The following is an 11,794-nucleotide window of genomic DNA, read 5'->3' as shown; positions in this document are numbered from 1 at the left end:
ACTAAATGCGGCCGGTTTTTTATTTCCTCTTGAGCTTTATGAAAAGCTTCGCTCATATATTCTTTCGTAAAAAACTGCTCAAAAACAGTTCAGCCCTCGGCAGCTGGGGCGAGAAATTTGCAGCGGGAATGCTGAAGAAAAAAGGCCACAGACTTATATGTTCAAACTACCGCAAGGGCAGATACGAAATAGACCTGATCACTTCAGACAAGACTGGAAGAATTGTATTTACGGAAGTGAAAACCCGCAGGCAGGAAGGACTTAAACCTTCTGAGCGGGCTGTGGATAAGGACAAGAAAAAATTTCTCAAATCCGCAGCAAAGGCATTCCTCAGAGAAAACGGTCAACGCGAACGAAAATTTCAATTCGATATTATCACAATCATTCTCCCGCCAAAAGGACGCCCGAAAACCAAACACATCGAAAAGGCTTTCAGCTGAAAGTAATTTCATAATCTAAAAGCGCATTGAAAACGAATTCGGAAGTGTTTGGGCTTCTCAAAAGACTTGCTGCCCAGATTAAATCTAAACTTGGAACAAGAAAGAAAAGCAGAGGCGACGGCCGGATTCGAACCGGCGAATATCGGTTTTGCAAACCGACGCCTTAGACCACTTGGCCACGTCGCCGTAGATGATTTCAGAGCAAAAATGGGCCCACTTGGACTCGAACCAAGGACCGACGGATTATGAGTCCGTAGCTCTAACCAACTGAGCTATGGGCCCTGAAAGTCTTTGCTAAGGCAAAGAAAACCCCGATAAGTTTTTAATTTTACCGGGGCTTCAAATGGGCCGGGTTGGATTCGAACCAACGAAGGCTCTCGCCAACGGGTTTACAGCCCGTCCCCTTTAGCCACTCGGGCACCGACCCTTTTTGTCAAAGGAATACGGCATTTTATACATTCGTCCCGAGTTTTCAACCGGAAAATATTAAATTACTAATAAAATAATAAAATATTTTTCACAGCCATCCCATAAGTCCATAAATTTATCGTTGAGGGCTTGTTTATTGTATTAAAACGCCCTTTTCTTGAAGGATTTGAATTACCCCAGTTTGCATTTTTTTTGCTTTTGTTCAATTGGCAGTTTTTTGCTCAATACTGCCCGCTCTCTTTTCACCTCTTTATTTTCGTAAAATCTTGCTACATATTAAAACCCGGCAAATAAGCCTGCTGAGGGCTGCCAACCATACGCGGTGAACCACGTGCTGTCCCACAGGCAGCCATAACGCTAAAAACATCCAGCCGGCTGAATAATACACCCCTCAGTAAAGTAAACAATCGGCTGAATGCTCCTTTCCACTGACCGAGGAAACCTATATACCTTATTAAAATATAAGCCAGCATAGCCGTCCATACTTGCCATAGAATTGCTTTTTGGCTATGCCCTAGGAAATCGCTTAGCTGCAAAGTCTGTTTTATCTGCTTGAAAAACACCTCTATACCCCAGCGGCACTTATATAGGTCGCAAATACTGCTCGGCGCCCACTGCATATTGTTCGTGATAAATTTCATAAGCTTTTTCTCGCCGTTAATTTCCACATAAGCCTTAACTAAACGGAGCTTCTTCGGGTATGCCTCGCGGCTTTTCGGCATTTCAAGTTCAATTAAAGCATCGTATTGGATATTACCTTTTGGTTCTGTATTCTGTTTAACAAAACGATATTTCATATTATCTTTGGCTCTGGTAACCCAGAATAATTCTCGCCTGTCAAGATCTGCTAGATGCTTAAAATCCACGTAAGCCTTGTCAAAAACCGCTATTTCGCCGCTTTTAAGGTCCTGACAGAGCTGATAAGCTTCTGTCGAATCATGGGTTGAGGCTTCTTTTACAATAGCAAATTGAGGCAGGAACGTCTGGAGATTCAGCTGCATATGGCACTTTGCAGCCGCTTTTCGTCTGCGATGTTTAGCCCAGTCAATACAGTTGGCTACAAGCTGGATCGTGGTTGAGTCAACCGCATATATTGCTCTCTTAAAACGCCTCGGAAGGCCGGAATACTTATGGCCTCTCCCAAAATCAAGATGTTTGTTCTGGATATGGGACAGCGCCTCCCAGAAGAGAGTCTCTGCCATAAGAGGATCTCGAACCCTGTTTGCATGAGAAAGCCCATTCCTGCTTGGAGGGGTTGCACGGCGGATAGGAGTCAAAGCTCCAGAATGATTACGCAATGTGTCGGAAACGTCGTTGAGCGAGAGACTGTGAGCAATCTGGACATGAAGCATAGATACAATGTGCGACCAGCAAGAAAATGTTCGTGATTGCTTGTCAATACCGAAAGACCGAGACAATTTTGAAACAAGATGTGCAGGAATATGTTGGCATATTTGCTTAAGAATGCTATATTGATGTTTGGCGGGTGTCATGGGTTACTCCTAATTTGTTTAATTAGACTGAAAGAATTAGTGTAACTCATACCCCGCTGGTTTTAAAGAAACATCTTGTATTTTGCTCTTCTATGGGATGGCTGTGAATATTTTTCTGTAAATATCAAGCAAGCTTCTCAGCTGCTCTGCTTAAAAGCTTAGTAATAGGAATACTGTTCGGACACGCCCTCTCAGCAGCGGAAAAATCAGCAGAGGCAAACTGCTGTCTGTAAGCCAGCGGAATCTCATGGAAGGTTTCCATTGCCATCTCGTGCTCGCCGTAGCTGTCGTTGTACATCAAGGCACGCATCGCATCGCTGATATATGGATTGCCTGAGGCCTTTGAGCAGATCTCAGAACAGCCTGCGCAGTATCCGTCGCAATTTGCTTTTGCAATTTCGCCAAGCTTTTGATGATCGCTGAAAGAAAGCTTTTCATCCCTTAGAACAGCCTTGAGATTCTCGCTGAATTCCCTAACGCTCTTCATACCAACACAAGCTGAAGCGAAACGGTCGTCTGAAAGTATGGCTTTAATCTTTGCCTGCGCGGGAGTCATTCCTTTCTCGAGGAATTGCATAGCAACCTTTTTATCATCATCCTTTTCAATATCTGCGTTTCTCGCCATCACCTTCATAGCCACAAGCCCAATGCCGGCCTTGTTTGCCGCTTCAACAGCCTTATTCATCTTATCCTGCTGCATAAGCTTGAAATTGTAGCTGCACATTACCGCATCAATATAACCCGACTCTGCGCAGGCGTGTAGGCACTCTTCGATATTTCTGTGGGTAGTGATCCCGAAGAATTTGATTTTCTTTTCTTCCTTGGCCTTCTGAGCCCATTCCTTGAGTTCATCGGTGAGCTGTTCGGGGCGGGACATAGCGTGTATGCCGTAGTAGATATCGATATAGTCTGTGTTCATACGCTTGAAGGAAGTTTCAAGGCGATTGTCTCGTCCGGCATTATCACTTGCTCCCGAGGCCTTCGTTGCAATAATGATCTTCTTTCTCAGTTCCGGCTTTCTCTCAAAGAATTTACCGATGCCAAGCTCGCTGTTCCCGCCTGCGTATCCATGGGCGGTATCCCAGTAGGTTGCGCCCTTCATAGCAGAGGCCAGCAGAACAGATTGATTATTTACGGCATTGTACATAATTCCGGGAGCCAAAGTTGGAACTTTGAGCCCTGTTTTGCCGAGGGTTCTTTGGAGAACGGGACTTTTCTTTTCTTCACCCTTTTTTTCGCATTCTTTTTTGTCTTTCGGCTCAGCATACACCTTATAAGAAGTGCCTGCTACGCCGGCAGCACCAACTGCCTTGATGAAATTTCTTCTGTTAAAATCTGTCATAATATGTTTCCCCTGAAAAAGTTAGTATAGTATTACTAAAGTCACCAGACTCGTATGGGCTTTAGGAATCTTTCGTTATTTTGACAAGCTCATGAACCGAGAACAAGCCTGCTTTCCGGATCTCTGGATTCGCCCTCAGCAGTAACCCTTATTGCCCTTTTACCGCTTACCGGACACTCATGTTCGCATATACCGCAGCCAATGCACCTGTCTATCTCTACTGCAGGCCTCTGGAGATGGGCTAAAACCTCCATTTTATCTACCTCATTGGGATTGGTAATTTCACCCTCCACTGTAACAGTTCTGCCCTGAATAGACTTAATTCTGAATTTCTCCTCACCTGCGGAAATGTAATAATCGCCTGTTGCATAAGCGGAGCTGATATCCGAAGCCGATTGCAAAGAGCTCTCGCCCCCGGAAACCTCTACGCTTTCAAGATGGTATGAATAATTTCTTACACGCTCATACACATCAATAGTGTAAATAGCCTTCGGGCTCACAGGGCAGTTCTCCTGACAAACGATGCAGGGCTTGTTCATCGCCCATGGCAGGCAGCGGGAACGGTCAACAAAAGCTGTTCCAAGTTTGACAGGCCCCTTATCTGCATATTCACCAGTGCCGTGTTTTTCGTCGAGAGTAAGGTGTTTTATGGCACCTGTTGGGCAAACCGCTCCGCAGCTTGTGCAGTTCTGCTGGCATCCGCTCGTACCGATTTTGTTGTTCAATAACGGCGTCCACATCACCTCAAGCCCCTTCGCTATCGGGGCAGGCTGGAGAACATTCGACGGGCATACCCTTATGCACTGTCCGCATTTTATGCATCGCTGGAGGAAATCCTCCTCTTTGAGCGACCCCGGCGGACGGATAATCGAGCTGTCCCAGTTGCTCCCGCTTGATTTGTCCGCCGCTTTTACAACATAAGACCCCGCCCCGCCTGCTGCAAAAGACAGCAGAACTCCGCGGCGAGAGATATCCGGCTTTGATTCAGTTTTGCAGCTGCCTGCTGGCATATACCCGACCACCTCATCCGGACAAACCTCACGGCAGTTGAAACAGAGCATACATTCGCTCAGCTTAGTGGCGGTTTTCGGGGTTGCAGAGCCGTGGCAGGTTTTGTTGCACAGCCCGCACATCCTGCATTCATCCTGCACCTTTGCCACCCTGAAAAGACTGAATCTGCTGAAGATTCCCAGCAGCGCACCCAGCGGGCAAACGAATTTGCAGAAAAAACGCGGACGAATAATATTCAAAAGCGTAAATGCAGCAAAAACAGCGAATATCCCGAGGCCGAATTCGTAATGCCGCGTGAAATCGCCTGAGCCGATATAATCTGCAATCGGCATAACAGCGATATTCACAGACCTGTGGAAAAGGGGTATCGGGTCTAAGAGGCCTGTAAGCAGTGTGCTTGAGAGCCCCGTAACCGCAGCGCCGAGGAAAATCAGCAGTACGTAGTACTTAACAGCCTGAAACCTGCTGTATTCGTTTGCTTTGAGCAGCTCTGAGCTCTTGCGGCCTCGCCATGAGAGCCAGCTTACAATCTGATGGAAAGCCCCGAACGGGCAAATCCATCCGCAGAAAAACCGGCCGAGAAAAACAGTGGCAATAAGTATTATTCCACCTGTTATTAAACCTGCATGAAGGCTGCCAGAGGCCAAAGCCGTGCTTACCGCAGCAAGCGGGTCTGCCCCGAGGAAAAGGTTTACCGGCCAGCCTCTGATCTCATAAAATGCTGTTCCGAGCTGAATGGTAATCGAAAGCCATATAAAAAGAAGCAGAAATACTGCCTGAGATACCTTCCTTGCGGTTGTAATCTTCATAGCTTCGCCTCCATAAGAGCTGCCTTGTTCAAATCCATAGTTCCAACTCCTGCATCCTGAGCCATCGCAAGATAAGGCAGCGATTCAGGCTTTCTATCAAGAAGCGCTGAGCCGAGCGTATCTGCGGCGAGCATATCCGTGCTCGCTATAAGCGTATTCGTTTCTTTTAGGTCTGAGAGGCTCCCGCCTGTGGGGCCGTTTCGCATCATCGTTATTACCCCGTCAAGAACCACTAAAGTTGGCTTGACCATAACAGCAAGCTCTTTGATGATTCCGTTTATATCTTGATGGAATATGTTTCTGCGGCCGCCGAGCAGGCCGTACCAGTTTTTCATAGTCATTGATGCCCCGCTTCGATGGTGGTCTTTTACAGGAGCAGCTCCAATCAGCTTATCAGCCTTTTTCAGCGGATCATTAAATAGAGGCCAATCCACTATCAGCCCGCCTCCGGAAAGCGTGTATTTTGAAAACATCGAATCTGAGGGAATTATAACCTTCGCCCCCGCCCTTTCGGCAGCTTTGCTTATCCCGCTAATCATAAAGCAGCTTTGAGGGCTGTTTATAGGGTTGTCAAACACCAGAACCTCTTTTGCCCCTGCCTCGAAACACATCTTCGAAAGCTCGTAAACCAGATCGGGGCTTGTTGTTGCACCGAGAGATTCGGGCGAAGCGAACGCCACGTTGGGCTTGAGCGCCACAACATCACCTTTCTCAACAAATCGCTCCATACCCCCAAGCATACCTAATGCTTTTCTTGCCATCTCAGGCCTTGAAGAGCCCGAAACTGAGGCAATAGTTTTGCCGTCGATTCTTTCTGCCGAAAAATCAGGCATCGAAAAGCCGTTCTCTGTTTCCTTCTGGCCGTCTGAAGCGGAATACAGCCCAGCAGCTCCTGCAGTAAGGGCGGCCAAAGTTCCAGCTCTGGCAGCATTCCAAACAAATTCCCGTCTATTCTGCATTTTCATCAGTTTCTCCTTTAACAGCAGCAACTAAGCTGAGCAGGTCTTCTTTGGCAGGCTCTAAGTTCTCAACCTCGTGCACGCCTGCAAATACATCCCCGTCAACGTAAAAGTGTTCCTTTAAGCCGAAAAATTCATAAGTCCTTGAATTTTCGCCTTTTTCTGCAAGGTTGTAGCCGTTTTTGCTGAGGAAAGAATCGTATATCTTAAGCATTTGATCAGCGGCATCTCTGCTTAAGCACTTACTCCAAAAGAGCATTCGACCGTCTGAACTGGCAATCAATATGTCTTTAAGCCCTTCAACTCCGAAGGTGTTGTCGAGGCTGAGCTTTACAGTTTTATTGTCCAAGACGTCGCTGTTTTGAAGAAAAGCAACCGCTTCGGGCAGCTCATCAGCAGGCGAACCGGCCATATTGCGTCCGACCTTTATCATTTCAGCAACAAGCTCTTCAGACTGACTCGAGCCTACGAATTCAAAATACCTGCTGCCTGCAAATGCGAAATAGCCGTTTTCAGTACGGTATTCCCATAGCGGATTGTCGATTCCTTTGTATATCGCCTCAGGACGGCGCTGAGTGCTGAAGACGTAAAACGCGGCCTCTAGGCCGGCCATATGATACACATTCGCCTCAAACCACAATTCAGGATTGGACTTCATCGCAAATCTTGTGCTGCTGAGCTTTTCAAATCCGGCATCGGTATAGAGCGGTGCCTTGCCGTTTATCTTTTCGTAGAGAGTCTCTTCGGTGTAGGTCTTTTCGGGAGTGAAAATTTTAAATCCCTCCGGCACGTCCCCCTGTGCAGGTGCAGCTTGGCCTGCTGAATCTGCCTGCCGGCCAGAAGATTCTTCCGCAGAAGGCTTCAAGCCGTAACTGGACATATCATAATCATTCTGCTTGAGTAAAACTCCCAGTACCGCAGCAGCGATAATACCAAGACAAACTGCGGACATAGTGGTTTCGAGTTTTCTGTTTCGTTTGAAATCTGCCAATTAAAACCCCTTTATTAAATTCCTAATTGGTTTTGAAAAATTCTTCGGGAATGGAAAATAAGGATTGATTGAAAACTATGTTTGCACGCCAACTGAAAAATGAGAATTACTGCTGCAAAAATGCAGGAGGAAGTAAACAGCTCAGAATATGTTAAATCTAAAAGTATTGCCATTTAAGAAAGCCTTTTTAACTTTACTTTATAACATCAATTTTCCACTTTAGCATTTAATCGCAAAATTCCAAGCTTAATCATAACCTCAATGCGATTTACCGAACCGATATAGATGCCAAGGCTCAAAAAAGGGCTTACAAATTAATGTAAGCCCAGTTAGTCGAGTACAATACTTTTTATATTAGTGTTTTGTTCGAATTCTAATCACTGAAAAAATTCAGTGTGAAGGCAAAATTCATCGGCTCAACCTGCACCTCATGCTCGGGGAGCCGTTTTTTAGGCATATTCCCTACGCCTGCATGGCTTCGGTCGAGATGGAGATAAACAGTACCGTCAGACTCGAGCTGGTCGGTATGAGTGGCCTGCTTGAGCTGTTTTTCCCTGAAAGGTATTGCTGAAAAATCAAATGCTGCGTGTTCAAAAACCCCGTCTTCCGGAGAAAACATTTTTGCTGTGAAACCGAGCTGGTTTGAATTCATAACCTTCAGCCAGCGAACTGCGGTTCTGTTTCCGTAGGCCTGCGGGTTGATATAGGTCTGCTCTTCTTCGCCGACACGCTTATGATAAATTCCCACCGGCGCAGCTTCGCTGCGGTCTATGTAATTCTCCTGAGGTCCGCAGCCGTACCACTGAGCATTGACAAAGGATTTATCAAGCTCCATCAGCCAGCCCACTCTCGGAAGGCCTTTCATATCGAATTTTTTGATGTCCTCAAGCGGTTCTAAGCTTGTATCAATATACAGCTTGCCGGAATTTGAAAGACCGTAGATTATGCGCGTCTTAAAGTAATTGTTTTGCTCATAGCCTACAGTACCTTTGACTGAAAGCCTTCCGTCCGGCAAAACGCTGCTTTTATCAAAGCTGAATTCCACTTCGGGAAGACCTGCCTTGTGCCATTTTTCTGCATAAATCTCGTATGTTTTGCCCCAGTTCTGCGTGTCGTTGTCTATTTCGGCGCGCCAGAATGAAAGCTTTGCGGGCGATTCGAGAATTTCTTTCTCATTGTAAACTATAGATGCAGGAAGGCCTTTTTCAATTTCAAGCTTTAGACTGCTGCTTTGAGCCGTGCCGTTTTCAAACTTAACGAAATCTGACTGTTTCAGCTTTTCTTTTTCGCCTTCATTGATCTTAATCTGCTCAAAAGCAATTTTATGCCCTGCCGGAACTGCGGGCACAGCTGATTTTCTATAGAAGGTGAAAGTTATAAACGCCTCACCTTCAACATCGGGCAGATTAACGTTCACCTTCTCAGTTTGCAGCTGCTCAGCGCTGAGGGCAGGGAGCCCTCCTTTTGAAACAAGCTTTCCGTTTTCCTCCACCTTCCATCTGCCTTCAAACTCAGAGAGAGGCGTAAATCTGTGGCGGTTTATTATTTTGAATACGCCTTCCTCCGGATTCACAGCCTCAACAGAAACAGGCTGATACGCCTTCTTAACCTGAAGAAGCTTAGCGGAAACCGAGCGGTCTGGATTAACTATCCCGTTGATGCAGAAGTGAGTCTGGTATGTTTTGCCGCAGCGAAGGCCGTAATCCCAGAACGTGCGGCCGTTTTCGGTCATTTTCCAGCCCTGATCTATCCAGTCCCAGATGAATCCGCCCTGCAGCCTTGGGTAATCGGGATCCCTGAAAAGGTCCCACATATCAGAAAGCTGGCCGAGGGAATTGCCCATACAGTGCGCCATCTCTTTGGCGATTCCCGGCTGTTCAAGGGTTTTATGCGCTTCAGAGAGCTCGGCAGCATTGCTGTAGCTCGGGCAGCCAACCTGATTATTGCCTTTATTGCCCCTGCCGTCGTTGAAGACTGCGCGGGTCGGGTCTTTCTTGAGAACCCAATCATACATCTTCTGCACGTTAGGCCCGTGGAAGAATTCATTACCCAAAGACCAGAAAACAACAGAAGGATGATTCTTATCCCGCTCTACTACGCCCTTGATTCTCATCATATGCGAGCCGAGCCATTCAGGGTCTTTTTCCAGATGGTTTCGCCAGTGATTTTCGAGACCTGCCTCATCCATCACCATAATTCCAAGCTCATCGCAAATCTCATAGAAACGCGGGTCGTCGGGGTAATGGCTTGTTCGAACTGCGTTTATGTTGTTTTTCTTCATCAGGCGGACATCAGCGAGCATATCCTCTCTTTCGACGGCCTGAGCTTTTTCGCCGTCCCACTCATGGCGGTTTACGCCTCTGATTTCTACCGCCCTGCCGTTGAGCTTTAGCTGGCTGTCTTCTATGCTCACTGTTCGGAAACCAGTATTGCAGCCGATTGTCTCGAGTGTAAGGCCGTCTTTAACAAGCTCTACTACAGTTCTGTAGAGGTTGGGCTTCTCATCCGACCAAAGCTTCACTGAATCCAGTTTTGCCGAGGCCTGTACTTGCGCCTCACCTCCTGAGGACATCTCGGGAATTCTAATGCCCTTTTTCGCCGCAACAACCTTTCCGGACTCATCAAAAAGCATTGCGTTTAAGGCGAGATTTGAACACTTCGAGGCGGATTTATTTTTGAGCTTTGCTGAAACCTTCCAATCTCCATCTGCGGCGGCATAAACTCGCCAGTCTTCAATGTAGGTTTTTGGTCTCATTGAGAGATATACATCACGAAACAGCCCGCTTAATCTCCAATGGTCGAAGTTTTCCAGATGTATTCCGTCGCTGCGGCGGTAAACTATTACTGTGAGGTTGTTGTATCCCGGCTTTAACTCTTCTGTTACATCGAACTTTATGGGCAGGTATGAACCTTCTGCATAGCCCACCTCTTCGCCGTTTACATAAGCGTGCAAAGCGCTGCGGGCTCCGCCGAAAGCGAGCATAACCCTGCGGCTTTGAATATCGGCCGGCTTTAGATAGCATTTTCTTCTGTAAATCCCCACTTCATCAGGCTCTACGGCAATCGTATGGTTTGAATATACGGGCAGACCGTACCCATGCCTCTGCCAGTTTGAGGGAACGGGGAGTTTGTCCCAGCCGCTGTCGTTGAATGAGGGCTTGGATACGCCGGAGGGGATATCTGATTTCGATTCGACCATATTAAACTTCCAAGGCCCGTTCAAAAGCTTAACCCTCTCAGACTCAAGATATCTCGAGGATACCGCCTCCTGCACATCTGCGCAGGGCGTTATAACTGAGTGAAAAGGCTCGCAGCCCTCACGGTTGATTTCTGGATTGTCGTAAGGCTGTGCGAATAAGATTGAGGAAAACAGGAAAAGAACTAAAAGTGCAGTTTTGGCGGCCGAAGTTTTCATTCAAGCTCCTTATTAGAAATTCAATATTTAAGATTTAAAACTCAATTTGCAACATGCAAAATTGACAATTTCAAAATTATTTTATTGGAAACTTAAAGCAATACAACACCATTTTTCACATTTTCCCCGCCAATTTGTAATCCCCCTTTACAGTAATTTTGCAGAGTTGCGGACAGTCTAATTTCTTATATAATAATTAAAGATAAATAAATTTAAATTAATGTTGGTTGATATGCCCTCAAACATAAATATTAGTTCTAAAATAAATGGAGAACTTACAGAATACGTTGACCATCTTGTTCAGGGACACACATCGTACTGCCAGAACACAGTTTCCGAGCTTCTCTCACGTGGCTGGGGAGTCTTGGATATTTTCGAAAATCTCTTTTACCCTTCTCTGGTTCTTGTAGGCAAAAGATGGGAAACCAATGAGCTTTCAGTAGCTCAGGAACATATTGCAACCTGCATAACAGAAACTCTTATAACAGGACTCTACCCTAAGATTGTCCAAGAGAAAAGGGCTTTCTCAGGGTTTAAGGCTGTTGTAAGCTGCATAGAGAATGAGCACCATCAGGTTGGTTCTAAAATGATCTCTTACCTGCTTGAGCTCTGGGGGCTGCAGGTTCTTTATTTAGGTGCAGATGTGCCCAAAACAGACCTTATGATCCTAACAAAAACAGAAAAACCGGACTTCATCCTGTTCAGCATAACGCTTTATGCAAATATGCCGATTTTTATTCAAACTGCAAAAGATCTGACGAGTATTTTACCTGAGAGTGAAATTATTGCAGGCGGGCAGGCGTTTGAAAATATGCAGAGCAGACTCAGCCTGCCGAGAAATGTTAATATTTTCAAAACATTAAGCAATCTGAAGAGTTACATAGAATCCAGGCTTGAACAATAAA

Annotated in this window: 8 protein-coding genes and 3 tRNA genes; 2 read left to right on the top strand and 9 right to left on the bottom strand. The window is 46.1% G+C overall.

The genetic code is table 11. The features are described 5' to 3' along the window. Window positions 1–5 precede the first annotated feature (5 nt). On the top strand, window positions 6–440 hold the full coding sequence (locus L21SP3_RS01785; RefSeq protein WP_077538998.1) for a YraN family protein: 435 nt from the start codon (window positions 6–8) through the stop codon (window positions 438–440). A 112-nt stretch (window positions 441–552) separates the two neighbouring features. Here the strand turns inward: L21SP3_RS01785 and L21SP3_RS01780 are convergent. The 9 genes from L21SP3_RS01780 to L21SP3_RS01740 form a co-directional block, all read right to left on the bottom strand. Next, window positions 553–626, bottom strand: a tRNA-Cys gene (locus tag L21SP3_RS01780). Window positions 627–648: 22 nt separating this feature from the next. Further along, a tRNA-Ile gene (locus L21SP3_RS01775) sits at window positions 649–722 on the bottom strand. 62 nt (window positions 723–784) lie between these two features. Beyond that, window positions 785–867: transfer RNA gene (locus L21SP3_RS01770), tRNA-Tyr, on the bottom strand. Between the two features lie 271 nt (window positions 868–1,138). Further along, window positions 1,139–2,362, bottom strand: a complete 1,224-nt coding sequence (locus L21SP3_RS01765; protein WP_077538996.1) for an IS4 family transposase — start codon at window positions 2,360–2,362, stop codon at window positions 1,139–1,141. A gap of 124 nt (window positions 2,363–2,486) precedes the next feature. Further along, a complete protein-coding gene (locus tag L21SP3_RS01760) occupies window positions 2,487–3,704 on the bottom strand; it encodes an aldo/keto reductase (RefSeq protein WP_077538994.1) in 1,218 nt (405 codons plus the stop codon). Window positions 3,705–3,793: 89 nt separating this feature from the next. Then, window positions 3,794–5,524, bottom strand: coding sequence for a 4Fe-4S binding protein (locus L21SP3_RS01755; protein ID WP_077538992.1), 1,731 nt, complete (start codon window positions 5,522–5,524; stop codon window positions 3,794–3,796). After that, window positions 5,521–6,489, bottom strand: coding sequence for a DUF362 domain-containing protein (locus L21SP3_RS01750; RefSeq protein WP_077538989.1), 969 nt, complete (start codon window positions 6,487–6,489; stop codon window positions 5,521–5,523). Before L21SP3_RS01750 ends, L21SP3_RS01755 begins: the two co-directional genes overlap by 4 nt. After that, window positions 6,473–7,474 (bottom strand): DUF6599 family protein, encoded by a 1,002-nt coding sequence (locus L21SP3_RS01745; protein ID WP_077538987.1) that lies wholly within the window; start codon window positions 7,472–7,474, stop codon window positions 6,473–6,475. The genes L21SP3_RS01750 and L21SP3_RS01745 overlap by 17 nt, the downstream gene beginning before the upstream one ends. 373 nt (window positions 7,475–7,847) lie before the next feature. Continuing rightward, a complete protein-coding gene (locus tag L21SP3_RS01740) occupies window positions 7,848–10,889 on the bottom strand; it encodes a glycoside hydrolase family 2 (RefSeq protein ID WP_077538985.1) in 3,042 nt (1,013 codons plus the stop codon). Between the two features lie 232 nt (window positions 10,890–11,121). Between L21SP3_RS01740 and L21SP3_RS01735 the strand changes: the two genes are divergently transcribed. Continuing rightward, the gene (locus L21SP3_RS01735) at window positions 11,122–11,793 is read left to right on the top strand and encodes a cobalamin B12-binding domain-containing protein (RefSeq protein ID WP_161488053.1); all 672 of its coding nucleotides are present in this window, start codon (window positions 11,122–11,124) and stop codon (window positions 11,791–11,793) included. The last annotated feature ends 1 nt before the right edge of the window (window position 11,794 follow it).

Source organism: Sedimentisphaera cyanobacteriorum (genome assembly GCF_001997385.1).
Classification (GTDB): Bacteria; Planctomycetota; Phycisphaerae; order Sedimentisphaerales; family Sedimentisphaeraceae; genus Sedimentisphaera; species Sedimentisphaera cyanobacteriorum.
Note: the sequence above shows the minus strand (reverse complement) of the source record. Positions and strands in the feature narration are given on the sequence as shown.